The following is a 22,882-nucleotide window of genomic DNA, read 5'->3' as shown; positions in this document are numbered from 1 at the left end:
AAATGCTCGAGTTCACGACGACAACTGCGCCATGGTTTTTCGTAGCAGGCTTAGCGGGCGGCTTCGCTGTTCTCGGAACCCTACTTACACTCGTCGGTTCGAGAATCAATGAAAAGGCGAAGGAGACGCGGGCGCTGAAGTCGCGCGAGAGGGACGACTTACTCAACGCGAGCACAAAACTCCTTGTGGCATCGAGTGGGATTCGCGAGATTGCCATCAAGCGGCTAAGTCGAAATGACGCCGAGTATCTCTTAGTCTACGGAAAACAGATGCCCCCTCGTCTCGACGCCTTCAAAGCGGCGGTTGAATCATTTCAAATCGAAGCCCCCCGGAGAACTATCGAGTCAAAGACAACTCAGACTTTTCTAACTGCTACAACTGCTCTCGCACTGCCCATCTTCACCAATCAAGAAATTAAGGACCTTCTCGGCAGGCTCACGGACAGCACCAACGATTTCCGCAACCAAGTTCGCATCGATCGCGGCGCGAAACCCGTCAAATATGGCGTCAAGACTGACGTGATCAGTGACCAAGTGGAGAAATCCATCACGACCGTAATGCAACTCATCGGGGATGCTGTGGAGAAGCCAGAGGAGAACTCACCCATTCGTGAAAGCATTAGAAAGATGCAAGAACGACTGAAAGCGGCTTCCTCTCAAGCGGAAACAAAAGAGAGCACCCTCGATGAGGATGCTCCCAATTCCGATCCGGACAAGTCCTAGTCCTGCGTCGCTGCCTCGATCGCCGCAACGATCTCGTCGCGCTTGTTGTCGATCGTGACGTCGAGCGTCAGCCCATCGGCCTCCGCCTGCGCGAGCAGCTCAGCCTTCGTGAGCGGCTTCGTGACCTGCTCCTCGATTGCCTCGATGACGAACTGGCCGTCTTCGGTGATCTCGGTGACCTGCTCGTCGGTCAGCGGACCTTCGTAGCCGTACGCTTTCGTCACCGTGACACCAGCACGGATGCGCTGTTCGTACGGGAAGTTCCACGGGAGCGTGACCTTGTAGTTAGTGTCAGCCATGGTCAGCCTCCTAGCTCGCTACCGCGCCAACGATGAGCCGGTGGTTGCCGTAGCCGGCGTTGTGACGTGCGCGTGTTCCCCAAGTGAAGATGTCCTTGTCGAACGCGCGGTCGCTGTTTATGTCGGTCTTCGCGAGCAAGCTGATCGCCACGCGGATCTGCAGGATGAACGGCATGAGCCCTTCGCCGAGGTTGGCGACTGCCCACTTCTTGCTCGTCGCACCGAGGTGTGGCAGCACGATCACTTCGTAGCGGCCGTAGTACGGGTTGTCGACAGCAGCACCGCCTTCGACGATCGTCTTGCTCTTCACGAGCTTGTTTGCCGCAGCCACGAGAGCGGGACCAACGATGAGAGCTGTGCCCTGGTAGCCGAGCACTTCGTCCTGGTCGTCCTTCATCGCAGCAAGCAGGAGCTCAGCAGCGTCGAGGTTGGCGACGTTCAAGTCCTTCCCGGCGCCGAGGTAGTTGCCTCCCCCAGCGTGGTTCGCGTCGAAGAAGTTCTGGCCGTCAAAGATCAGCGTGCTGAACGCGAGGTCGAAGGCGCTTGAGACGAGGCGGGTGTAGTGCTTTCCAGCCTTGGTCGCCATCGTGCTGAGCGCGATCATGATCTGACCGGTCTGGTCGTCCTCAAGTGCGTCACGGTCGACGTCGAGTGTCGATTCGTACTTCTTGTTCGTGATCTCATATTCGAACTTGCTGAGTGTGCCAGGGATGCGCTCTGACTTGAACTCACGCAGTCCAGGCACATTGCCGAGCCACGCGTACTTCTCGCTGGTGTTCTTGCTGTGCACCGGCATTGCGATCTTCTTCCACAAGTCCGCGTTCGGTGCGGTCTCGTAGCGTTTCTGCCATGTCACGTTGATGTTCGTGTTCAACGATTTCAGAAACTCTTGGGTGATAACTGTCATCTAGTGGATTCCTTTCCTAGGCCTTAGATTTTTACGCGCACTTCAGTTGCTGATACGAACTGAACGACTCGACCCACGACAACGTCGTTGGTAGTGGTTGCAGCCAGGGCGACGAGGTTGTCGTCGACGCTGTGCACCAGTTGGCCGACCCATGCTTGAGTCGCGCCAGCACAGTTCATCGAGAACACGCCCTCTTTCCAGACGCGGACGTATTTGTCGACGTCCTGGGTGCCTGCGCTGTCCTTGGTCTCCATCGCGACGCCAGCGAACACTTCGCCGGCCGTGTCAAATGCTTTCTTGGCGAAGCCTGCCGCGTTATAGTTTACGTTGCTTCCGGCGAACACCTTGGTAGACGCAGCGAGAGGAACATCAACGAGGACGCCTTCTTGTCGTTGGTCTGGACGTGATGCTGTTAAGTTAGCCATGTACTTGATCCTTCCTATTTACCAGCCGCTGCGGCTGCTTCTTTTTTCTTGTACTCAGCGATCTCTTCCGGCGTGTTGCCGAAGTCGCTACCGAGGCTCTTGTCCTCGTCGGTCAACTCGACCTCTTCCGCTTCGCCGCCGTCACCGCTCGGTGCCGAGGCGATGAGCTTGTTGGCAGGGAGCGCGTCGAGGAACGTGCTCAGCGCTGTTCGCTGTGCGTCGCTGGACGCCATGAGCAGAGACACCGCGCTGTCGAGCTGATCGCTCTTGATGGCGCCGCGCTCGATGTGCGCCGTGACGGACGCTGTGAGGAGTGTCTTCAGCAGCTCTTGCTGTGCCTCGCGGCCAGCCTTCGCGTCAGCCTGTAGCTGAGCGATCTGTGACGCAGTGAGCCCGTGAGCGCTCGCCTGGACGCCCTTCGCGTCTTCAGCGGCCTTGCGGTCAGCTTCCGCTTTCGCGTCAGCGTCAGCCTTCTCAGCAGCTTCACGTGCTTCTTTTTCGTCGGCTGTCTCTTCGACGAGGCCGAACGCTGTGCGCTCGTCGTCGGTGAGTTCCGTCTTGTGCTCTGCGAGGAATGCTTTCTCCTCGTCGGTCAACTCGTCTGCCTTCTTGGCACGTAGTGTGGCTAAATCCATAGATGCTCCTTCGTTGTGTTTATCGCTGCCGCCAGCATCGCGAGACGCCATGACGGGTTTCAGCTTCTTGAATAATGGGATGTTGGTGAGTGCCGCGCCGGTGAAGACGTTGTCGACGAACTCACCCTCGACCTCAGGGTTCTCCCACGGAAAGTCCCGCGGGTTCCACTCAGGCGAGATGTAGGCGTACTCCTCCTCCTTGAGAGAGCGAGCGCCCTCTCGTGTCCACTTGACGCTCCCCCACAGCTCGGTGCCGTCGTTCTCGAGGAACAGGCCAGTGATCCACGCTGCGGCCTTGCCGCCCATGTCGTGGCCGTAGTTCAGCGGTGCGCGGTTCTTGTTCTCCGCGACGAGGCCTACGCCGGCCTCGAAGTTCGTGACCATGTCAGCAAGATCGTCGCTCGTCATCTCGAACGCTCCGTGCCACGGCGTGTGCCAGTGGCCGGCGCTCATGAGGTGAATGCTGGACGGTCCATTGCCATCGGTGTCTGCCGAGATTTTGATTAGTCGTTGTACCGCTTTTGCCATATGCCCTCAATATGAAGACACCTATCATTTCTGTCAACGCTAATTCGGGTAGTTGATGATGCGGCCGCAGCGGCATCGGGTGCGTCCTGGAGGCATTGAGACCTCGGCACCGTTGCCGAGCGTGAACAGCTCCCCCAGTGGCTTCGTGACGCCGTTCAGAGGTCGGCAGAGCTGGCACGCTCCGAAGAGCGCGTCCCACGTACTGCTCTCAGCACCGGACGAGACGGCGAAGTTCTCCATGCCGCGCTGGTACGCGCTGACGCTCTCGGTCTGCGCAATCATCTCGGCCCGGATCGGGTTGCTCACCCTGAGGCGGATGCGCGCCACCATGGCGTCGAGGTCTTCACCCTGCGCGATGCTCGTACGGATTGATTGCTGGATGTAGCGACGGGTCGTCTTGGTGACGCCCGACACGAGGCCGGCGGTGTACTTGTCCGCGGCCTTCTGGATCGACTCGCTGAGCGTGCTGAAGCCAAGTGGCCTGAGGTAGATCTCCTCCCCCGCGTTGGCGCCGATCACAGCCAGCTCGACGAGGTGGTCACGGACGGCAGCCGTCAGGAGCGCGATCTCGATCTTCCAGACGTCGTCGCTCTCAGGCGGCACGGCGTCGGCCTGGACCGAACGCGGCTCCACCTCGAACAGGTTCACGATCTGAGGGACGCGCTCGGACAGTCCGAGCAGGTAGCCGTTCACGTCGGCCTGCAGCGCGGCCTCCTCGCGGATGAGCCGCTTGAATGTGGCCGGCGACGCCTTGTAGCTGGCCTCCCACTGCTCCCCTTCGCGGATCGCGGCAGTGAGGTGGGCGTGGGCGCTAAGCAGCCTTGCTTGTCGGCTCATAGAGCGCGGCCTCAACGCTCGCTCGGAGCGCCTTCAGTTCCTTGGCAGTGGCCTTCACCTCGACGTCCTCAGTTGGGACGGCCGGTACAACGGCGACCGGTTCCTTCTTCTCGTACAGCTCCTCGAGCTCTTCCTGCTCGACCTCGGCCCAACCGAGCGACTTGCGCACGCTGTTCTCGTCCTCAGCCCGTGGGTGAAGCGCACCAGCGGTCACGTACTTGGTGACGGCCTCGCTGATGAGGGATAAGTTCTCGTCTCCGGTCTTGCCTGCGCGCATCGTCGGGTAGTCCCGTCCGGTGAAGTTCAGGTCGACCAGCGTTTGCATGACGGCTTGGAGCGCGTCTCGCACGCTGTAGGCGACGTTCTGCGTGCCCATGTCGAACAGCCGGCTGTGGTCCTCGGACGCACCCTTGGTCCCGCTCGATCCAGCGGCACCGATCTCCAGGAACTGAGCCAGGACGTTCTTCATGATCTGGCGGTCGTGGTGGTTGATGCTCGGCTCGACGTCCTTGAGGGTCGCGGCCTTCATGTCCATGAACTGGACGATGTAGCCGTCCGGGTGCTCGATGTAGGAGGACTCGTTGGCGCGGAGGTTGCGGGCTGCGCGGCGCAGCTTTTCCTTGTCGGCCTTGGTCGCGCCGGTTGGTGTGGTGATCTCGACGACGCCGAGGCTCTGGCGCTCGTGGCCGATCGCGTCGATCTTGTAGAGCTTGTCCTTGATGTACCAGTGCTTGTAGGCGGCACGCAGTAGAGAGCGGCCGACGTAGTTGTCGCCCTCCTGCTTGTGCGTGATCCGCATGAGCTTTTCCGCGCGGATCGAGAAGCGGCCGTTGTTGGTCACCTAGGTCACACCGGGCTGCTCGTCCTCCGTCAGCCAGCGCTGGATCGTGGTCTGCTTGCGGTAGGCGAGCTTGGTCAAGGCGATGCGGGTCGCGCCGTCGACGACGCGCGGCTCGAAGACCATCTCGAACACGACGAAGCCGAAGTCGAGGTAGGTCAGCGCCTCGTCGAGGAACTTGCTCCAGTCGACGATGTTGAAGAGGCACTCCTTGACGAAGTCGCGGACGTCGATGTCCGCCTGGTCGTCGCTGGCTGGGTCGATGTCCCACTCAGTGCTGATGACCGGGTACTTCACGACGTCGAGTGCAGCAGAGACGGTGGCGTCGCTGCGGCGCATCTCGTCGTAGATCGCGAGGGCGCGCTCGCCCTGGACCTTCCAGTTGTAGTCCTCGCCAATCATCTGGCCTGAAGCAATAGAAGTGCCGGATTCTCCGACTTCCTTCAGTGGTTCTTTGCGCTTCAGTATTCCCATCTGCTTTTGAATGTACGCTAAAAGCTCTCGTCCATCAATCCTGCAAATTCGCCATCCTCGTCGTCGTCATCGAGATCGTCGACTGGATCGACGATGCGTGAATAGTACGCAAGGATCAGTGCGTCGGCCTTGTCCGGCGATCGGTAGCCACGCTTCTTGTAGTCGGCCTTGCTCTCGACACCACGCCTGCCCTTGCTGTCCATCTTCCACTGGCGTGACGACAGCTCCATGAGGAGGTCCGCATCCATGTCGAGGGAGACCGTCTCGATGATCGACGCTAGGTAAAACCACGCTTCCGAGATGAGGTTCGGGTACCGATCGACGTCTCGCGCGCTCGCGCCGAAGTTGATCGGCAGCACCAGGTAGCCGCGCAGCATCATCTCGTCGGTGACTCCCCCGCCCACGCCTGTGTCGTCGATCTTGATGAGGATGGTCTTGTCGTGGTCGACGAAGGCTTCGAGCTTGTCGCAGACCTCCGTGGTCCGGAGCTTCGTGTACTCGTTCGACTCGACGAGCCTGAAACCCTTCCGCTTCGTGAAGACGGTCCGGTCGTTGCCCATGCGCGCGATGTCAGCACCTACCTCCGCGGCTCCCTCGTCTGAGACAGTGCGTTCCATGGCGGCCATGATGGCCGTTCGCCCGATGATCGCATTGTCCGCCTGGTCCATCGGCTGCCCGAGCCAGACGTGCGCGAAGGTGGACGGGTTCGCCCTGTCGGCCTCCAGCTCCAGCTTCAGGGAGTCAGGTAGTAAACCGGCCCGCTCGAGTACGTCGTAGTTGACCTGCCGGCTGTACGTCTTGGCGGGCTGGTTCATCACGTAGCGGACGTAGACGGCATCGAGCTCGTTCAGTCGGTTGAACGTGAAGATGAGCTGGCTGCCCGGCTTACGGATGGTAGGAGCGAGCACCTTCAGGCTGGCCTCGCTGATGCTCTGGGCCTCCTCGACCCAGGCGATGTCGATCCCCTCCATCGACTTGATCTCGTTCACGTTGTGCCGCAGCCCGCTGAAGATGAACTCCGTACCCGTGAGGATGTTGCGGATCGTCTTGTCGGTCACCTCGTAGTCGGTGAAGCCGTAGCGATTGATGATGTCCCTGAGGAGCTTGTGCACGGAGTCCTTCACCGTGTTCTGGATCTCACGGGTGCAGAGGATGCGCAGCTTCGGCTGCCGGCCCCGCAGGATGAGCGCCAGGGCGACGTGCTGGGACTTGCCCGAACCACGGCCGCCGTAGAAGACGATGTTGCGCCAGGACGGGTTGAACAGCTCGCGGAACTCAGCGAGGAACTTGATGCGCACGGCCTGGTCGCCGTCCACTTATGCGTCTCGTGACGTCTGAATTCCTGCGTCGTGGATGAAACGCCGTGTTTTCGCGCACCTCCTCGTCACTCGGAGGCCTTCGGTATCTCACCAGACGGGTCGATGAACTCGACGAGCGCCTTGACCGGACCGCCGTCCTCGCCGGTCAACTCGATCTTTGTGCCGTAGCCGTACTTCGCCAGGGTGTCGAACGCTTTGATATCGCCCTGCATCGCCTTCAGCATCAGCACCTTGACGATGGCCTTGGCTGGCGCGCCGGTGTGCTCCTTCCAGCCCTCGATCTTGTCGGGAAGCAGCGTCGTGAACTCCTCGTCCATGAGCATGCGCTGGATGAGCGTCGACAGATTCAGGGACCCCTTCGGACGACCGGCTGGATTGAGGACTTGGCCCTTCTTGATTTGCGTCGCCTTGCCCGCACTGGCAGGAACACCACTCTTCAGTAGCTTCTCTGCCTTTTGGCTGCCATTTGGTGCAGGGTCGGTCATAGTGTTCTATTTATCGCACACAACGCTCAATTAGCCAAGACGTTGCTGCTGACCAACGAAAAGGAGCATGTCGCCACCCCCAATCTCATCGATGAGCTCTTGAGGTGCTTCGCCAAGCATAAACGTCGTGTTTCCCATTGCAACGCTCCAGTACGTCTCGTCGATCTTTTGAGAAAAGGAGTCGGGGTAGGTGTAATTCTCATATCCGACTGACAGCAGAGCGTCCATGATCTGACCCTGACGATCGGCATCTTCCGAGAAGTAAAAGGCTGACAACACCAGATCGTCATGTGAATTGTCAGATGGTGTAGCCTGAATTGCGCAATCGGGGGCAGGTAGTCCCGGGTTCCCGCCAATTTCGAAGGCATTGATGTCGACCTGCGCATGATCCTGGTAGATCCCGAACTCGCGCGACTCAAACAAATCGATGAGGCTCGCGCAAGCGTCAGCCGACGGATCGATGAGAAGCTCTGGTTCGGTGGTGGCCGGAGCCTCGTCGACGATTGAAGTCGCAGCTGTTGATGTTGGTGCGCACCCGACATCCGACGCCGCAGGTGTCCCCGGTTCACACGAACTAAGAGGCGCCTGCCCAACAGCTCCGCCAGATGACGTACCCGTTGCCGCGCAGGCGGTCAACAAAAGCGCCAAGCCGACCGCCGCTCCAACTCCATACGTTCGTCGCATCGCAACGTCCCTTCAGTCTTACTCAGAAGATAGCGAGCCTGATGAGACCACTTAGCAGGCTCCCGGATCAGTTGCCGCGAGGATGGAATACGAAAACAGCATCGTCACCTTGCCCTGTTCTAACTCTGGCGTCTGACAAATCACCGGAGCTGTCGACACGCTACTTTCTGCCATCACCACGAACGAAACAGGAGCATTCAAAGCGGCGACCAGAGCCGGCTCCTGATCCTCGGGAATATCTGTAATCGTCGTCGATCGCTGTCCATCTTGAACCGGAACAGAGAGCACGTCACCAGGTCCCATGTCTGCCGGGGGCAACACTCCCAAGAAGAGGTAGCAGAATGACGGCGACTTTTGCAGGACCACTCGAGATTCCCGAAGAGTGTTGCTGTCAAGAGCACAAACTGGTGAAGCTGCGTCGTAGACAGTCGCGACGTCGACAACAGCACCGACATAAGCAGCTCGACCTTCTGTTGTGTTCTCGAAAGTCGCAGGCAGGAGCCCAAGCATCACGATATCCGTAAAACCAGGCGCCGCGTTAGTGATGCTGCTCTCATAGAGGTACTCCACTACCGGAACCGTAAGCCTTCCCGTGTACCCGTCGCTCGTAGTGTAGTTCACCACCAGATCGTCAGCCGTTTCCGGCGTAGGGGTCAGGCTAGGGGTCGGTGCCTCTTCGGCCATGGGAGCGAAGGTGATGCACTTCTTTTCTAGCTCTATAGAAGTCTCGCCCGTGTACACGTTTCGCGGCATCTCCGAGTATGTCGCGCATGGAGTCGTGGCCGGCTCTTCCGCGCTGTCGGCAGCGCCTCCGGCGCAAGCGGTGAGCAGAACAAGGCTCAGAGCAGCCGCAGCTACGGCTCCGTACGTGCGTCGCATCGCGGCGTCCTCTCGGGTTTGCTCGGAAGGTAGCGGATGGAGGGCCGTGGGCACAACTGTCAGGACACCGTGTCCCCAGACATGTCGAGCCATGCGAGGAGGTGTGCTTGGAACGTTGCCCGTTGAGCCTTCTGCCACGTGTCTCTATCTATGACAAATCCGGATTGATTTGTGAAGAATCTTGCTTACCCCAAGGTATGCGCGACCACCGGCGGTAGCGAATGCGGAATATTTCGAGACGCGAGTATTTGCTCCGCTGCATAAAGTATCTGGTCATGCGGCGATGATAATGTCTAAACGAGGTGTACTTGAACCGGTACCGAATAGATTCACCCTTGAAAACGAGGTGCCTCATCCACCAGCGACCCTCCGCATCTTGAAAAACGGCGAAAATTTCACCTCCAGCGATAGCGCCCACATTCTTCATGGTGTCTGACTCGCTCTGGTTAGCACTCAGAACTAATCCGCCGCCCGCCCTTTCTACGCCTAGCTTAACCATGGACGGTGCCCTAGTGCCATTGAAATAAATTGCGAGACCCTCGTAAATCTCAGCGTCACCGTTGTTCTTGAACCTGAACCGGATATCACTTTCTTTAGCATCTTTGGTGTTTGTCGGTCGCACGGTAAGCACGAATTGATCAGCCCGATGACGACGCTTCGTTCGGATGTCGTTGATCCAAACGCCGAGTGCCACTATGAGGGCTCCGAGCGTTCCGATGCCGCTCACCCAATCGGCGATGGACCCGATGCCTGCGGTGGGGTCTGCCATGCGCCGATCGTACTCGTCAGTTCTCCACCAAGTAGTCCACCAGCACCTTCGCCTTACAGCGCCTGCATCCGCGCACGACGAACCACGCCGTGCCCGTGAAGCCGACGTTCTCGACCGTCACGGTCTGCTTGAACGTCTCCCACGTGTGTGCGCAGGTCGTCGGCTTGGTGCGAGCGGTGCGACGGGCCTCAGCCGCGAGCTTGATGCGCGCGTGGAGGGCGGAGCGGAGGGTGTCGAGGTGGTCGGTCACGCGAGGAGGTCCGGATTCTCGTGGATGTTGCCAATGACCTCGCTCCGTGCCTGTCGCTCGTCAGCAAGCGAGCCGCCCAACGCGATGCTGTGGACGCGGCCGGTGTGATTCGGGCCTCGTAGCCAGTACATCCCGTCTTCATACACAACCGTACGCGGGATTCCCCGACCATCTCGACCACGTTCTATGACAATGTCGCCCTCGTAGATCTCGACGCCGTTCTTGTCATGGAGTCCGGTGAACTGCTCTAGGACGTAGTCGGTGTCGTCGTACCAGCCAAACTCAGCAGCGTCGGAGGCGTAAACCAAGGCGCCAGTCGCCAACCGCATCGCGAGATACTTGTCGTCGATCTGAGCTTCAGTCTTCGGGTCCCATGCCCTGAACTTGATCTCGCGGCTCATCGCTCGTTCCTCTGGTCGAACCAGATGGCGATGCCAGTGACGATGAAGATGAGGGCGAAGATTACTCCGACGACGATGTAGCTCTGTAGTGTGACCATTAGGGTGTTCCTTGTTTAGTTATGCTTTCAAGATGCGCCTATCGCTTCAAATAGTCAATACTATTCTTGCGTTATAGGAACTGCTGATACTTGCCGCTCGTATAGACCGACCACGGCGTGAACGATCCGCGCGCCTCGTAGATGCGCCACGCGTTCGCCATGTTGGTCGCCGGGTCCAGCAGCGCGTCGCAGTCCGGTCGCCCGGCCAGCACGCGGACCTGCATCAACCCGCAGCTCATCCCCTCGCGCCGGCCACTCCCCTGGTACGTGAGACTGAGGTCGCCGATCGCGCTCGGGTTACATCCGCTCTCGGCTCGCATGACCGCCAGGGCCACATCGACGTCCCACGCGTACTGCGCGACGAGCGGTCGGTACGGCTCGCAGCCGCTCGGTGCTGCTGGTGCCTCTACGAACTGCGGAGGCGTCGCCTGTGGCTCGATGAGCGCTACAGGCGGTTCGAGTGCCGTCTTGGTGTCTGGCGCGGTAGAGACGGCTTCTACTGGCGTTGCTCTAAAGACGCGGAGGCCACGGCCTGGTTGACCTGCGCCATGTTCTCACTGCGGAGCATCCAGCCGGTGATGATGCCAGCGACGCCGGTGGCGAAGATCGTGACGAGGAACCATGGGAGGACTCGTGAGGCCAGCATGCGCTGGAACCAGTTAGGTTGCTTTGATGGGATGAACTTGTCTTCGTGTTGCGTGTTGCTCATGTGGGTGGTTCCTGTTTAGTTGTGATTACTTGACTGTAACGAACGTGATCTTGGTCAGTGTTCGATAGTCAGTTATTGCTATTAGGTCAGTCATGTTTATGTTCCTGTTTATTTGACTGCCTTTAGTTAAGCATGAACGTCATGAATAGTCAATACTATTCTCTACTACAGACGCTCGCTTAGGGCAGTGAACAGCTTTTCAGCCTCATCCGAGTCGCAACTTCCAATCACATTTGATTTCTTTGCTGCAACACAGATCGCATAGTAGGACCGCGCGATTGCCTCATCGGTCGGGTCGGTCAGATCGAGGGCCTCGGGGTACTCGCGAGCGGCGTTCACCCAATAGATCGGCGCAGCACACGCAGCCGTCGCAGTAACTAGCTGGTCCGTATTTCCACCTGCCCTCCCGGTGACGGCGGCGGCTCGCATAGTGTCACCGCACAGATTGTCGACAGGGGCCTCGCCAAAGGTGATTGCAGAGTCCTCCTCGACTGGCGCGGTACTCCGGGAAGACGTTGTTTCAGGGTTGCTCGTCGAACACCCCGCCAGAGCGATCACCATCGTGAAGACGGCGAGCAGATGGTGGCTACGCACGAATCATTCCTTTATCCAGGGCTTCAACACAGATTTTCAAAGTTCGGACTGCTGGTGAATCTTGAGAGGGCTCACAGAGAGAAATGAGTGCCCAGGTAAGGAACTCGTCATCCATCGCCTCTTTGTTCACTCCGTAGGCCTCAGGGCGCGACCGGGCCGACGTAGCCCAGTCGTCGAGAGACTCGCACGAGAAGGCCGTTCCGACCAAGGCCGTGTCCGCCGAAGCCGACCCGTAGACCTCGTTGGTCACGTTGTAGAAGGCGAGATCACACTCCGGGGTCGACTGTGACGGCTGAAATGCATAGGGATCCACACTTAGCTTCGATGACGCTGTTGGCGGCGTGTATGGCTCGTCCAACTGACTCGGCCCTGTGTAGGTGGTCTCCGTGGACCCCTGATCGTCCGCGGCGCACCCGGTCAACGCTGCGCCGACGAGAGACAAGATCAACACCTTGCATGCGCGCGCCTTGAGCTTCACGGCTTGAATCTAGCGCTCATACCCGCCGCACTGCGTTCGCCCACACCCACGCGTCGAGCTTCGTGCCGTGCGACATGCTCCACTCCACGTGCACATCTCGATCGTTCCACTCGACAGCGAAGGCCTCCGTGATGACGGGCTACTCCTGGAAGCGCACCCAGGCAAGCACGGGCACCGCCGGCCCCCGGCGAATCGGGTGATGCGCCTCGTCGAGCTCCTCAGGTGCAAGCGTCACCGGTACCGGCCGTACGGCTGCATCCGCCACGCGCTGCTGCGTCAGGCGGTCGTAGTGGTCCACGTAGCGTCGGTTACTGCCCATGGCGTCAACGTAGAACGTATGTTCGAAAGACACGCCAGACATCACGCTCCCTCGCCAGGTGCCGGCTCCAATATGGTCGCAACATGACTGAGGAAGTGCAGAACACTGAGACGGCCGCTGACGCTGGCCAGATGAACGCGAACACAACGTTCGTGTCACATGCGTCGGAAGACAAGAAGTACGTGAAGAACCTCGTTGACACGCTGCTGCGGTATCAGATCAAGGTCTGGTACGACGACTACGAGATCGACGTAGGCGACAGCATCCGCACAAAGATAAACGAAGGCCTCACCCAGAGCGACTACGGCGTTGTTGTGTTCTCCCACAACTTCTTTAAGAAGAAGTGGCCGAAGAAGGAGCTCGCTTCGCTCGATATCCTTCTTGAAGAGGGACGCCTTCTACCCGTCCTCTATGAGATCACCATCGACGAGGTGAGAGCCTATGACGCACTCTCTAGCGACATCAAAGCAGTCACGACGCAGGACGTGACTGCAGTAGCTGGAGTCCTCGCCCGAAAGATCAAGGGCAAGGGAGTCGAAAAGGCCGGGCAGCGCCTCATTTACCGCAATCAGACCCTCAGCATCCTCGACGTGCCAATGAGCGAGACTCTCACGATTACAAATGTAAGTTTCCACGATTGCGTCATTCAAGGGCCAGCTATTCTTTACCTTCACGACCGCGTGACGCTAGAGGACATGACATTCAACGACGAGTTTACCTTCGTTCCCCGAATACCTGATCGCCCAATAGTTGGTGCTATCGGCATCGAAAACGTGCGCTTCAAGCGTTGTCGATTCAAAGACATCGGCGTGTTTCAAACTTTAGAAGAAATTGAAATATTGATGATGGCGATGCCACGCCAACCTGATGATTACGAGGTACCTGAGCACCTCCAATGACCCCTTCTCCCCTACTACTGAGGAGAGCAGCCGCTTAACCGCTCACAACCTACTCGTACGTCACGGCCGATGCTCACGAGGCTTCCCTCGGCCTGACAGTTGGGGTTCTGATACAACAGTGACTTCTTGGTAGTTCGAGCACTCTGTAAGAGAAGTGAATCAATGGTCAGTCGCGGCACACTACACCTGAGGGTGCTCGCTCTTGCTGCCTTGGCTTGTTCTTGCACTCCACCTTGGAACCCGGGGTTACGGCTAGCGGCGCAGTCAGCACGTTGCCCGCGTCCAGGAGCCTCACTTCGAGCTGGGCGAGCGCGCGGGCTGGGTGAACCTCCTGCGCGAGGACCGGAGCATCGGTTTAGACGAAGCCGAGGCCAGTCCAAAGTTCTGGGCCTGGGCCGAGTAGAACGGAGATACGACCGATCAAGCGCTCGACGAGATGGTGCGGTCGCTCGGATTTTTGGCATACGCTGCGCTGATTCAGCTCGCCCTCGCTGGTCTGACAGAGCGAACACTGGTTCTGCGCAGTCGTAGGCAGGGTGACGAAGCGCTCCATGCTTGAGTCAGCTGGACCTGTAGTGCGGAAGTGCAAGGGCTGCGGTACAGCGATCACCGTTTACAACTCGATCCGGAGCCGCTGTCGAAGCTCCAAGATCGCACGAGCGATGCAGATACCTCAGCAGGGTAAGCAGGCTCGACTCTGGACGACGTTCCGGGACGAGGTGGCGCGCGCGTTCCTCGGCAAGAACTTCGGGTACGTGTGCAGCCGCGAAGGATGCAGCGTCACGACGAACCTCGACGTCGACGACATTCAGAAGCGCGGCTTCCATCCTGAGCTGAAGTTCGTGGCGAGCAACCTCCGTTACCTGTGTCGGACTCATCACATCGAGGAGACGGATCAACTGAGATAGTCGAAGACCGTCGGATCGCTGGTGCGACTGTGTGACCGACCGGTCGCGCTGAACACCCACGATCAGGGACGCGCCATGACGACCGCGCTCGTACTACCCGCAACCGAAGACCCGTATTTCTGCGACCTCACCAGCGCAGAGCAACTCCACTCACTCGTCGACATCTGGTTCGAGATCCTCCACCTCATCGAACCCGAAGCGACGCTCTGGATCAACGACGAAGCCGCGCTCAACAACAGGCGCTCAACCAGCACGCGATGTGGCGGCTCGGATCCCACTTGACGAACGTGAGCACCAGCCCGTTCCTCTGCGGCTCGATCGTCCTCACTGGACGGACGCGCACCAACGAGGACGGCCTGCGCCATCATGAAGAGGCCCGAGCCCAGGATTAGCTCTTGAGGACGAGGGCTTCATGACCGGAGGTCCGCTCGGCGGTGGGTCTTGAGACGCCGCCTGCGGCGGCTACTCAACCAGCACGAGCGGTGCCGACAGCGGTGTCTCGATGCGCCTGGAAGCTCCACGATCAGCAGACGGAAACGCGTGCTAAATCCGCTCCTCAGCAGCAAAGCGCGCGTTGCAGTCGCACTTCAGGGGACCGAGCGCGGGCCGGAGGCCCTACTCGTCGAGGGCGAGCTCCTTCGGGAGCTCGAACTCCTTGCGGGACAGCTCCTCGACGTTGACGTCCTTGAAGGTGAGGACCCGGACGGACTTCACGAAGCGGTCGGAGCGGTAGACGTCCCAGACCCACACGTCGCGCATGGTCAGCTCGAAGTAGAAGTCGTGCTCGGTGTCGCGGCGGACCAGCTCGACCTCGTTGGCGAGGTAGAAGCGCCGCTCGGTCTCGACGACGTACGAGAACTGCGAGACGACGTCGCGGTACTCCCGGTACAGTGCCAGCTCGACCTCGCGGTCGTAGTCCTCGAACTCGTCCTCATCCATCGTCCGTCGATTCTACGCGACACCGCCCGGCACCGGGACCGCCCTAGGCGGAGACGGCATCCGCTTCGGCCTCACGCGAGCGCGACAGCCAGGTGACCCGGTGCAGCGGCGACGGCCCCACGCGGTCGAGGCCGGCCCAGTGCGCGGCACTGCCGTAGCCCTTGTTGCTGTCCCAGGCGTAGTCGGCGAAGTCGTCGTGGTGGCGCACCATCTGGCCGTCGCGGCCGACCTTCGCCAGCACGGAGGCGGCCGAGACGGAGGCGCAGTCGCGGTCGGCCTTGACGCGGGTGACGATCGTCAGCTCCGCCGCCCACGGGCCGAGCGCCGGCGTCAGCCAGTCGTGCTTGCCGTCCAGCAGGACGACGGCGCGCGACAGCTCCACGCCCTGGTCGACGAGGCGCTCGATGCCGCGCGAGGCGGCGCGGCCGAGTCCCGCGATGATCCCGGTGTCGTCGATCTCGTCGGCGGAGGACTCGCCGATCGCCCAGCCGGACACCCACTTCACCACGCCGGGCAGCAGTGCCTCGCGACGCGCGGGCGCGAGCATCTTCGAGTCGCGCAGGCCCTCCGGGAAGCGGCCGCAGCGCGAGCCGATCGCGACGACGCCGACCGAGACCGGTCCGGCGATCGCGCCGCGGCCGACCTCGTCGCAGCCGATGACGCTCTCGTAGCCCTGGCGGAAGAGCCGGCGCTCCTCGCGGAGGTCCGGGTCGGCGACGACCACCTAGCGCCCGCCCGCGGCGGTCCGGTCGTCCTCCGACTGCTCGTCGGACGCCTCGGTGTCGACTCCGCGGAACACCGAGGGGTAGTCGTCCAGCCAGGCCCACTGCTGCACCGGCCAGGTGACCAGGATCGCGCGGCCGACGACGTTGTCGATCGGCACGAAGCCGTTGCCGGGCTTGTCCGTGTTGTAGCGGGAGTCGGCGGAGTTGTAGCGGTTGTCGCCCATCACCCAGAGCGAGCCCTCGGGCACGACCACGTCGAACGGGGTCGCCGAGACCGCCTGGACGCCGTCGGGGAGCTTCACGTACGGCTCCGAGATCGGGTTGCCGTTGATCTCGACCTGGCCGAGCGGCGTGCAGCAGGTCACGTGATCGCCGGGCAGCCCGATGACCCGCTTGATCAGGTGGTCGTTGCTGTCGGGCGCGGTGAGGCCGACGAGCGCGAGGGCGGAGTCGATCGCGGCCTGGAACGCGGGGACCTCGGGCTCGGTGGTCGGCGAGAGCCAGCCGCCCGGATCGCGGAAGACGACCACGTCGCCGCGCGAGATCGGGACGACGCCGGGGACCAGCTCGTTGACGAGGATGCGGTCGTTCTCGACCAGCGTCTGCTCCATCGAGGAGGACGGGATGTAGAACGAGCGGATCAGGAACGTCTTGACGAGGAACGAGACCAGCACGGCGACGACGACGATGATCAGCACGTCGCGGAGGAAGAGGAGCACTCCCCGTCGGCGACGGCGCGGTCGATGCTCTCCGTCAGGATCCGCGGAGTGGCGGCCGCCGTCGTGCGGGAGGGTCACGGGGGCCGTGCTGTCTGTCATCGCGTGCCGTGGCCCCTACTGTGGTCGACCCGCGCGGTGCCGCGCCGGTCTGTGGATCACCGGGTCGTACCGCCCCGGAAAAGGGTCGGACCCCGGTCCATCATAGATGGGCCGGGGTCCGGGAATCGCTGTGCGGACGCCGCTCAGGAGTCGCGCTTCTCCTTGATCTTCGCCTTCTTGCCGCGGAGGTTGCGGAGGTAGTAGAGCTTCGCGCGACGCACGTCACCGCGGGTGACGACCTCGATGTGGTCGATCACCGGGGAGTGGACCGGGAAGGTGCGCTCGACGCCGACCTGGAAGCTGACCTTGCGGACCGTGAAGGTCTCGCGGACGCCCTCGTTCGAGCGGCCGATGACGACGCCCTGGAAGATCTGGATGCGCGAGCGGGTGCCCTCGACGATGTTGACGTGCACCTTGACGGTGTCGCCGGCGCGGAACTCGGGGATGTCGGTGCGGAGTGACGCCGCATCGAGTGAGTCGAGGATGTGCATGCTGTATCGCTCTCCGTGCCCGCCACAGGTCGAACACCGTTTCGTTGATGGAAGTCGGTCGTGCCCACGTCGTCGCGGCTCCCCTGTGGCAGAGCCTGCGCGAGGCACAAGCGCTCATTCTGCCATGGCGCCGGAGCCGGCGTCAAAGCGGCGGGCCGGGTGGGATCTCGCCGCTACGCAGAAGTTGCGGTAGTCGAGCGCGACTACCGCAACTTTCGAGGACTCGACGGCGGAGTCGGAGGCGCGGCGGGCCCGGCGCGCAGCCTCAGAGGACGATCGTCTGGCCGTCCTGGGGGCGGTCCGGGTCGAAGCGGTCGTCCGTCACCGGCTGGGGCTGCGGGCCGCCCTGGGCCTGCACCTCGGCGGCCGCGGCGAAGGCGAGGAGCGTCGCCCGTGCATCCGTGAAGAAGCGCCAGACGGAGTGCGTGAACGCGACGACGCCCAGGAGGATCGAGAGCAGGCCGAGCGCCCACGCTCCAGGAGGGAAGAAGCCGAAGGCGATCAGCGACACGTGCCAGGCGCCGAGCGCGGCCACGTCGCCCCAGGCGGGGGTCCGGGAGGGCCGCACGGTCACCCGAAACGCCACGACGCTCGCGACGACGGCCAGACCGACCGCCAGAATGGGGAGGGCGATGACCAGGCCGAGCACGGTCCAGCCGCTCGATCCTCCGAAGAGTCCGTACCCCAGGAGGATCCAGAGCGGCAGGACGACCGCCGCAGGGTACAGCCAGGAACCGAAAGCCCGTCTCGTGCGCATGCACCGACGGTACCCACGACCGCTGAAGAACGCCTCAGCGACCCCCGAGAGGATCAGCATGATCGAGCTGCGCACACCCGCCGAGATCGAGGAGATGCGCCCGGCCGGCCGCTTCGTCGCCGAGGTGCTGAAGGCGACGTCCGCCGCGGCCGCCGTGGGCGTCAACCTGCTCGAGCTCGACCGCCTCGCCCACGACATGATCCGCTCGGCCGGCGCGGAGTCCTGCTACATCGACTACCACCCGTCGTTCGGCGCCAGCCCCTTCGGGAAGGTGATCTGCACGTCGGTCAACGACGCCGTGCTGCACGGCCTCCCCTTCGACTACCGCCTGCGCGACGGCGACCTGCTGACCCTCGACTTCGCCGCCTCCGTCGACGGCTGGGTCGCCGACTCCGCGATCACCGTCGCCGTCGGCACGCCCCGCCCGGAGGACCTGAAGCTGGTCGACACCACGACCCGCGCGCTCGAGGCCGGCATCGCCGCCGCGCAGCCGGGCAAGAAGATCGGCGACATCTCCGCCGCCATCGCCGCGGTCGCCCGCGCCGAGGGGCTCAGCATCAACACCGACTTCGGCGGCCACGGCGTCGGCCGCACCATGCACGGCGACCCGCACATCGCCAACGACGGCCGCGCCGGCCGCGGCTATCCGCTGCGCCCGGGCCTGGTCGTCGCGATCGAGCCGTGGTTCCTGCAGAGCACCGACGAGATCTACACCGACAAGGACGGCTGGACCCTCCGCAGCCGCGACGGCTCGCGCGGCGCGCACATGGAGCACACGATCGCGATCACGGAGACCGGCAACATCGTCCTCTCCGCGCGCGACTGAGCCCAGTCCCGAAAAGTTCTCCCGTCGAGTACTGGACAGCAGCAATATCCGATAGCAATACTATCCGCATGCGAGTCTCGGAGCTCAGCCGCCTCAGCGGCGTCAGCCTGCCCACGATCAAGTACTACATCCGGGAGGGGCTGCTGCCGCCGGGCACGGCCTCGGGGCCGCAGCGGTCCGACTACGGCGACGAGCACCTCGCCCGCCTCCGCCTGCTCCGCGCGCTGATCGAGAGCGGCGGGGTCGGCATCGCCGGCGCGAAGCGGATCACGGCCGTGCTGGACGAGGGCGCTCCCCCGGCGGTCGCGTTCGAGGTGGCGCAGGACGTCGTCTCCGCGAACGTCGACTCCGAGGCCGTCGCCTCGGACGACGCACTCGAGCGGGTGCGGGCGATCGTCGGCGACGACTACTGCGAGCACCCGGCCGTGCGGACGGCGGCCCGGGCTCTCGACGCCCTGGAGCTCTCCGGGGGCGGGATGACGCCGTCCTGGCTCGACGCCTACGCCCGGGCGGCGGCGATCGTCGCGAGTGCCGACCTGGACGAGCTCGAGGCGCGCAGCAGCGTGAGCGAGCAGACGTCGATCGCGGCGGTGGGCACGGCCCTCGGCGACGTCGTGCTGCAGTCGATGCGCCGGGTCGCCCAGGCCCGGGAGACGCAGCGGAGGTTCGGGGAGCGGCAGGACTCGGCACCCGCCTCCGAGCACAGCGCGGTGCGAGAGAACGCCGAGGTGGCGCGATGACCGCCACGATCCAGCGTCCGGAGCGTGCCGCAGCGGCTCCCGCCCGCCCGCACCGCCCGCTCCTCGTCCTCGCCGCGGCGATGGCCGTCGGCGTCCTGGCCTGCCTCGTCCTGCTGCTCGCCGACCCGCGCGAGCTCGGCGGGCAGCCGCTCTGGGCCAAGCCGCTGAAGTTCTGCCTCTCCATCGCCGTCTACGCACTGACGCTCGCCTGGCTGATCGGCCTGGTCCCCGAGCGCCGCCGGCGACTCGCGCGGATCCTCGGCAGCGTCGCGGTCGCAGGACTCGCGATCGAGATGGTCGTCATCGGCGGCGCCGCCGCGGTGGGAGTCACCAGCCACTTCAACGTCACCACCCCGCTGCACTCGGCGCTCTGGGCGGCGATGGCGGTGTCGATCGTCGTCGTCTGGCTGGTCACGCTGGTGCTCGCGGCTCTCCTGGCGCGGGTGCCGCTCGGCGACCCCTCCCTCACCCTCGCGGTCCGGGCCGGCCTCGTGATCGGGCTCGTCGGGATGGCACTCGCCTTCCTGATGACCGGGCCGACCGCGTCGCAGCTCTCGGACTACCAGGGAGTCGTCGGTGCGCACGCGGTCGGCGTGGACGACGGCGGCGCGGGGCTGCCGCTGCTCGGCTGGAGCACCACGGGCGGCGATCTGCGGATCCCGCACTTCGTCGGGATGCACGCGCTGCAGGGGCTGCCGCTGCTGGCCTTCGCGCTCGCACGACTCGCGACGCGGGTGCGGCTGCTCGGCGACGCGACCCTCCGCCTCCGGCTGGTCGCGCTCGCGGCGCTCGCCTGGTCCGTCCTCGTCGCGCTGACCTGCTGGCAGGCGCTGCGCGGGCAGTCGATCGTGGCTCCGGATGCGCTCACCCTCGCCGTCGGCGGCGCTGTCGTGCTCGCCCTCGTGACCGCGGGAGTCGTCGCGGTCCGCCGCTCCTCCGTCGAGGTCGCCCGATGAGCCGGCTCCGCCGCGGCTGGACACCGCCCGCCGTGATCTACCTTCTGCTCGCCGTCGCCGGCCTCGTCGGCACCTGGACGTACAACGTCCGCGCCGTGCTGGAGAGCGTCGACTTCCTCGGTGACCTCGCGGGCGGTGGACCGGCGGTCTCGTCGATCACGACGGACCTGCTGGTGGTGGCGATCGCCGCCGTCGCCTTCATGCTGGCGGAGGGGCGCCGCATCGGCATGAAGCGGGTCTGGATCCTCGTCCTGCTCGCGCCCCTGGTCGCCCTGGCCTTCGCCTTCCCCCTCTTCCTCGCCCTCCGCGAACGCCACCTCACCCTGACGCGCGCGCCCTGACCCCCGCCGCGAGATGCCACTTATGAGCGCGACACGCCGCAAAAGGCGATCACAAGTGGCATCTCGCGGGAACGGGCCGTGGCACGGAGTGGCGAGATGCCACTTCGGTACGCGACACGCCGCAGAAGGTGTGCACAAGTGGCATCTCGCGGGATCGGGTCAGGGCAGGAGCTCCGGGCGAACGCGGCGGGTTCGCTCGACGCTCTGCTCGTGACGCCAGGCGGCGATCGCTCCGTGGTTGCCGCTGAGGAGCACCGGGGGGACGTCGAGGCCGCGCCAGGAGGCGGGCTTGGTGTAGCTCGGGTACTCGAGCAGGCCGTCGGAGTGGCTCTCCTCGACGAGGCTCGCCGGGTTGCCGACGACGCCGGGGACGAGGCGGCCGACGGCCTCGATCATCGCCATCACGGCGACCTCTCCCCCGTTGAGGACGTAGTCGCCGAGGCTGATCATCCGCACGCGGGCGCGCTCGGCGGTGTGGTCGACGACGCGCTGGTCGATGCCCTCGTAGCGGCCGCAGCCGAAGACGAGCGACGACTCCTGCGCGAGCTCGCGCGCGGTCGCCTGCGTGAAGACCTCGCCGGCGGGCGAGGGGAAGATCACCAGCGGGTCCGCGGCGGGGTCGAGGATCGTGTCGAACGCCTCGCCCCACGGCTCCGGCCGCATCACCATGCCGGCGCCGCCACCGTAGGGCGTGTCGTCGACGGTGCGATGCCGGTCGTGGGTGAAGGAGCGGAGATCGTGCACGCCGAGCTCGATCAGCCCGCTCTGGCGCGCGCGCCCGAGCAGGCTGATGTCGAGGACGCCGAAGAACTCCGGGAAGATCGTGACGATGTCGATCCTCACGACCGCGGCTCCTCCTGGGAGTCCGGGGTCGCGGCGTCCGCGGAGTCGGCGTCCGCCGAGTCGGCCGGAGCGGAGTCCGCGGTCACGTCGGCGGAACTAGACCCGGACTCGGCATCGTCCTCCTCCTCGACCGGAGCGGCCGCGGCCAGCTCGGGGTCGGAGAGGTCGATGCCGCTGAGGTCCACCTCGGCGGGCTCCTCCTCGGGAGCCTCCTCGAAGAGGCCGATCGGCGGCGTGACGGTGACGACGCCGGCGACCGGGTCGACGGACGGGACGATCGCGTTCACGAACGGGACCATCACCTCGCCGGACGGCGTGCCGACGATCAGGAGGTCCTGCGCGGGGAAGTGGTCGACGCGGCGGACCGTGCCCACCTCGCGGCCGTCGCGGACGACGGACATGCCGACCAGCTGGTAGTCGTACCAGGAGTCGTCGTCGCCGGGCTCGGTCTGCACCTCCTCGTCGATCCAGAGGATCGCCTTGAGGAGGGTCTCGGCGGCGTCACGGTCGGCGATGCCCTTGAAGAACGCGACGGGGTGGCTGTTGTACCAGCGCAGCTCGACGAGCTCGAGCTTCTTGCCGTGCCACTCGGAGGTGCGGGGCACCTGGAGCGTGAAGGAGGCGCCGGGGGTGAAGCGCTTGTCGGGCTCGTCGGTGTAGAGCTCGAGCTTGATCGCGCCCTTGAGCCCGTGGGCCTTGGTGAGTCGGGCGACGCGGAGCTGCGTCGTGCCCGCTGCGGGGGCCGCCACCCTACTTGTCGGTGTCGACGACGTCGACGCGCACGCGTCGCCCGTCGGCGAGGGCAGCGACGAGAGTGCGGACGGCCTTGGCGGTGCGACCGGAACGTCCGATCACGCGGCCGAGGTCCTCGGGGTGCACGCGCACCTCGAGGACCTCTCCGCGCGGGGAGCTCGTAGCCACGACCTTGACCTCATCGGGGTTCTCGACGATCCCCTTGACGAGGTGTTCGACGGCGGGAGCGAGCATTG

At 63.4% G+C, this 22,882-nt stretch carries 35 protein-coding genes; 8 read left to right on the top strand and 27 right to left on the bottom strand.

What is annotated here, in order from left to right; all coding sequences use genetic code 11:
- Positions 1-2 precede the first annotated feature (2 nt).
- Positions 3-722: a hypothetical protein gene (locus tag EDF22_RS20445; protein WP_148059133.1), complete on the top strand. Its 720-nt coding sequence runs from the start codon at positions 3-5 to the stop codon at positions 720-722.
- On the opposite strand, the gene EDF22_RS06575 is transcribed toward EDF22_RS20445, so the two are convergent.
- The 19 genes from EDF22_RS06575 to EDF22_RS06505 all read right to left on the bottom strand — a co-directional run bounded on the left by EDF22_RS06575 (position 719) and on the right by EDF22_RS06505 (position 12,650).
- Positions 719-1,021 (bottom strand): hypothetical protein, encoded by a 303-nt coding sequence (locus EDF22_RS06575; protein WP_123703350.1) that lies wholly within the window; start codon positions 1,019-1,021, stop codon positions 719-721. The two genes, EDF22_RS20445 and EDF22_RS06575, sit on opposite strands and share 4 nt — an antisense overlap.
- A gap of 10 nt (positions 1,022-1,031) precedes the next feature.
- Complete coding sequence (locus tag EDF22_RS06570) at positions 1,032-1,928, bottom strand: Mu-like prophage major head subunit gpT family protein (RefSeq protein ID WP_123703348.1); 897 nt, start codon at positions 1,926-1,928, stop codon at positions 1,032-1,034.
- Between the two features lie 23 nt (positions 1,929-1,951).
- Positions 1,952-2,353 carry a hypothetical protein gene (locus tag EDF22_RS20440; protein ID WP_148059132.1) on the bottom strand — a complete coding sequence of 134 codons (402 nt, stop codon included), beginning with the start codon at positions 2,351-2,353 and terminating at the stop codon, positions 1,952-1,954.
- A 14-nt stretch (positions 2,354-2,367) separates the two neighbouring features.
- Positions 2,368-3,441 (bottom strand): phage protease, encoded by a 1,074-nt coding sequence (locus EDF22_RS06560; RefSeq protein WP_185038771.1) that lies wholly within the window; start codon positions 3,439-3,441, stop codon positions 2,368-2,370.
- 114 nt (positions 3,442-3,555) lie between these two features.
- Positions 3,556-4,353 (bottom strand): hypothetical protein, encoded by a 798-nt coding sequence (locus tag EDF22_RS06555; RefSeq protein ID WP_123703342.1) that lies wholly within the window; start codon positions 4,351-4,353, stop codon positions 3,556-3,558.
- Positions 4,328-5,194: a DUF935 family protein gene (locus EDF22_RS06550; RefSeq protein ID WP_123703340.1), complete on the bottom strand. Its 867-nt coding sequence runs from the start codon at positions 5,192-5,194 to the stop codon at positions 4,328-4,330. The genes EDF22_RS06555 and EDF22_RS06550 overlap by 26 nt, the downstream gene beginning before the upstream one ends.
- Positions 5,195-5,593, bottom strand: coding sequence for a DUF935 family protein (locus EDF22_RS06545; protein ID WP_185038770.1), 399 nt, complete (start codon positions 5,591-5,593; stop codon positions 5,195-5,197).
- Between the two features lie 89 nt (positions 5,594-5,682).
- A complete protein-coding gene (locus EDF22_RS06540; RefSeq protein WP_123703336.1) occupies positions 5,683-6,981 on the bottom strand; it encodes a PBSX family phage terminase large subunit in 1,299 nt (432 codons plus the stop codon).
- A gap of 68 nt (positions 6,982-7,049) precedes the next feature.
- The gene (locus tag EDF22_RS20435) at positions 7,050-7,469 is read right to left on the bottom strand and encodes a DUF5681 domain-containing protein (RefSeq protein ID WP_148059131.1); all 420 of its coding nucleotides are present in this window, start codon (positions 7,467-7,469) and stop codon (positions 7,050-7,052) included.
- 30 nt (positions 7,470-7,499) lie between these two features.
- Complete coding sequence (locus EDF22_RS20430) at positions 7,500-8,153, bottom strand: hypothetical protein (RefSeq protein WP_148059130.1); 654 nt, start codon at positions 8,151-8,153, stop codon at positions 7,500-7,502.
- A gap of 51 nt (positions 8,154-8,204) precedes the next feature.
- On the bottom strand, positions 8,205-9,032 hold the full coding sequence (locus EDF22_RS20425; RefSeq protein WP_148059129.1) for a hypothetical protein: 828 nt from the start codon (positions 9,030-9,032) through the stop codon (positions 8,205-8,207).
- A gap of 148 nt (positions 9,033-9,180) precedes the next feature.
- A complete protein-coding gene (locus EDF22_RS20420) occupies positions 9,181-9,801 on the bottom strand; it encodes a hypothetical protein (protein WP_148059128.1) in 621 nt (206 codons plus the stop codon).
- Positions 9,802-9,817: 16 nt separating this feature from the next.
- Positions 9,818-10,051, bottom strand: a complete 234-nt coding sequence (locus EDF22_RS06525) for a hypothetical protein (protein WP_123703330.1) — start codon at positions 10,049-10,051, stop codon at positions 9,818-9,820.
- Positions 10,048-10,452 carry a YopX family protein gene (locus EDF22_RS06520; protein WP_123703328.1) on the bottom strand — a complete coding sequence of 135 codons (405 nt, stop codon included), beginning with the start codon at positions 10,450-10,452 and terminating at the stop codon, positions 10,048-10,050. The genes EDF22_RS06525 and EDF22_RS06520 overlap by 4 nt, the downstream gene beginning before the upstream one ends.
- 169 nt (positions 10,453-10,621) lie before the next feature.
- Positions 10,622-10,885, bottom strand: coding sequence for a hypothetical protein (locus EDF22_RS21070; protein WP_123703326.1), 264 nt, complete (start codon positions 10,883-10,885; stop codon positions 10,622-10,624).
- A gap of 161 nt (positions 10,886-11,046) precedes the next feature.
- The gene (locus EDF22_RS06510) at positions 11,047-11,259 is read right to left on the bottom strand and encodes a hypothetical protein (RefSeq protein WP_123703324.1); all 213 of its coding nucleotides are present in this window, start codon (positions 11,257-11,259) and stop codon (positions 11,047-11,049) included.
- A 165-nt stretch (positions 11,260-11,424) separates the two neighbouring features.
- Positions 11,425-11,853 carry a hypothetical protein gene (locus EDF22_RS21065; RefSeq protein WP_221180889.1) on the bottom strand — a complete coding sequence of 143 codons (429 nt, stop codon included), beginning with the start codon at positions 11,851-11,853 and terminating at the stop codon, positions 11,425-11,427.
- Positions 11,846-12,331, bottom strand: coding sequence for a hypothetical protein (locus tag EDF22_RS20415; RefSeq protein WP_148059127.1), 486 nt, complete (start codon positions 12,329-12,331; stop codon positions 11,846-11,848). The genes EDF22_RS21065 and EDF22_RS20415 overlap by 8 nt, the downstream gene beginning before the upstream one ends.
- A 139-nt stretch (positions 12,332-12,470) precedes the next feature.
- Positions 12,471-12,650, bottom strand: coding sequence for a hypothetical protein (locus EDF22_RS06505; protein ID WP_148059126.1), 180 nt, complete (start codon positions 12,648-12,650; stop codon positions 12,471-12,473).
- Between the two features lie 83 nt (positions 12,651-12,733).
- Between EDF22_RS06505 and EDF22_RS06500 the strand changes: the two genes are divergently transcribed.
- The 3 genes from EDF22_RS06500 to EDF22_RS06490 all read left to right on the top strand — a co-directional run bounded on the left by EDF22_RS06500 (position 12,734) and on the right by EDF22_RS06490 (position 14,739).
- Positions 12,734-13,549, top strand: a complete 816-nt coding sequence (locus EDF22_RS06500; protein WP_123703320.1) for a toll/interleukin-1 receptor domain-containing protein — start codon at positions 12,734-12,736, stop codon at positions 13,547-13,549.
- A 551-nt stretch (positions 13,550-14,100) separates the two neighbouring features.
- Positions 14,101-14,457: a hypothetical protein gene (locus EDF22_RS06495; protein ID WP_133961943.1), complete on the top strand. Its 357-nt coding sequence runs from the start codon at positions 14,101-14,103 to the stop codon at positions 14,455-14,457.
- A gap of 75 nt (positions 14,458-14,532) precedes the next feature.
- The gene (locus EDF22_RS06490) at positions 14,533-14,739 is read left to right on the top strand and encodes a hypothetical protein (protein ID WP_123703316.1); all 207 of its coding nucleotides are present in this window, start codon (positions 14,533-14,535) and stop codon (positions 14,737-14,739) included.
- 333 nt (positions 14,740-15,072) lie between these two features.
- Here EDF22_RS06490 and EDF22_RS06485 read toward each other — a convergent pair whose 3' ends face one another.
- From EDF22_RS06485 to EDF22_RS06465, 5 genes are all read right to left on the bottom strand, one after another.
- Positions 15,073-15,396, bottom strand: a complete 324-nt coding sequence (locus EDF22_RS06485; protein ID WP_056044100.1) for a DUF2469 family protein — start codon at positions 15,394-15,396, stop codon at positions 15,073-15,075.
- A 43-nt stretch (positions 15,397-15,439) separates the two neighbouring features.
- Positions 15,440-16,120 (bottom strand): ribonuclease HII, encoded by a 681-nt coding sequence (locus EDF22_RS06480; protein WP_123703315.1) that lies wholly within the window; start codon positions 16,118-16,120, stop codon positions 15,440-15,442.
- Entirely contained in the window at positions 16,121-16,939 is an 819-nt protein-coding gene (gene lepB / locus EDF22_RS06475; RefSeq protein WP_123445723.1) for a signal peptidase I, read from the bottom strand.
- Positions 16,940-17,082: 143 nt separating this feature from the next.
- The gene (gene rplS / locus EDF22_RS06470) at positions 17,083-17,430 is read right to left on the bottom strand and encodes a 50S ribosomal protein L19 (protein WP_123445722.1); all 348 of its coding nucleotides are present in this window, start codon (positions 17,428-17,430) and stop codon (positions 17,083-17,085) included.
- A 265-nt stretch (positions 17,431-17,695) separates the two neighbouring features.
- Complete coding sequence (locus EDF22_RS06465) at positions 17,696-18,187, bottom strand: hypothetical protein (protein WP_123703313.1); 492 nt, start codon at positions 18,185-18,187, stop codon at positions 17,696-17,698.
- 58 nt (positions 18,188-18,245) lie between these two features.
- Here EDF22_RS06465 and map point away from each other — a divergent pair, with 58 nt between their 5' ends.
- The 4 genes from map (at position 18,246) to EDF22_RS06445 (ending at position 21,050) form a co-directional block, all read left to right on the top strand.
- The gene (map, locus tag EDF22_RS06460; protein ID WP_123445720.1) at positions 18,246-19,013 is read left to right on the top strand and encodes a type I methionyl aminopeptidase; all 768 of its coding nucleotides are present in this window, start codon (positions 18,246-18,248) and stop codon (positions 19,011-19,013) included.
- A 68-nt stretch (positions 19,014-19,081) separates the two neighbouring features.
- Complete coding sequence (locus tag EDF22_RS06455; protein ID WP_123703311.1) at positions 19,082-19,753, top strand: MerR family transcriptional regulator; 672 nt, start codon at positions 19,082-19,084, stop codon at positions 19,751-19,753.
- Positions 19,750-20,709, top strand: coding sequence for a hypothetical protein (locus tag EDF22_RS06450; protein WP_123703309.1), 960 nt, complete (start codon positions 19,750-19,752; stop codon positions 20,707-20,709). Before EDF22_RS06455 ends, EDF22_RS06450 begins: the two co-directional genes overlap by 4 nt.
- On the top strand, positions 20,706-21,050 hold the full coding sequence (locus EDF22_RS06445; protein WP_123703307.1) for a DUF2834 domain-containing protein: 345 nt from the start codon (positions 20,706-20,708) through the stop codon (positions 21,048-21,050). The genes EDF22_RS06450 and EDF22_RS06445 overlap by 4 nt, the downstream gene beginning before the upstream one ends.
- Positions 21,051-21,209: 159 nt before the next feature.
- Here the strand turns inward: EDF22_RS06445 and trmD are convergent, their stop codons facing one another.
- Genes trmD through EDF22_RS06430 form a run of 3 tightly spaced genes read right to left on the bottom strand, consistent with a single transcriptional unit; the run spans position 21,210 to position 22,880 of the window.
- Positions 21,210-21,893, bottom strand: a complete 684-nt coding sequence (trmD, locus tag EDF22_RS06440; protein WP_123445716.1) for a tRNA (guanosine(37)-N1)-methyltransferase TrmD — start codon at positions 21,891-21,893, stop codon at positions 21,210-21,212.
- A complete protein-coding gene (gene rimM / locus EDF22_RS06435) occupies positions 21,890-22,642 on the bottom strand; it encodes a ribosome maturation factor RimM (RefSeq protein WP_123703305.1) in 753 nt (250 codons plus the stop codon). The genes trmD and rimM overlap by 4 nt, the downstream gene beginning before the upstream one ends.
- A 1-nt stretch (position 22,643) precedes the next feature.
- Positions 22,644-22,880 (bottom strand): RNA-binding protein, encoded by a 237-nt coding sequence (locus tag EDF22_RS06430; RefSeq protein WP_123445714.1) that lies wholly within the window; start codon positions 22,878-22,880, stop codon positions 22,644-22,646.
- Positions 22,881-22,882 lie beyond the last annotated feature (2 nt).

It is taken from the genome of Rathayibacter sp. PhB127 (assembly GCF_003751665.1).
GTDB lineage: Bacteria > Actinomycetota > Actinomycetes > Actinomycetales > Microbacteriaceae > Rathayibacter > Rathayibacter festucae.
This window is presented reverse-complemented; position numbering and strand designations above follow the sequence as displayed.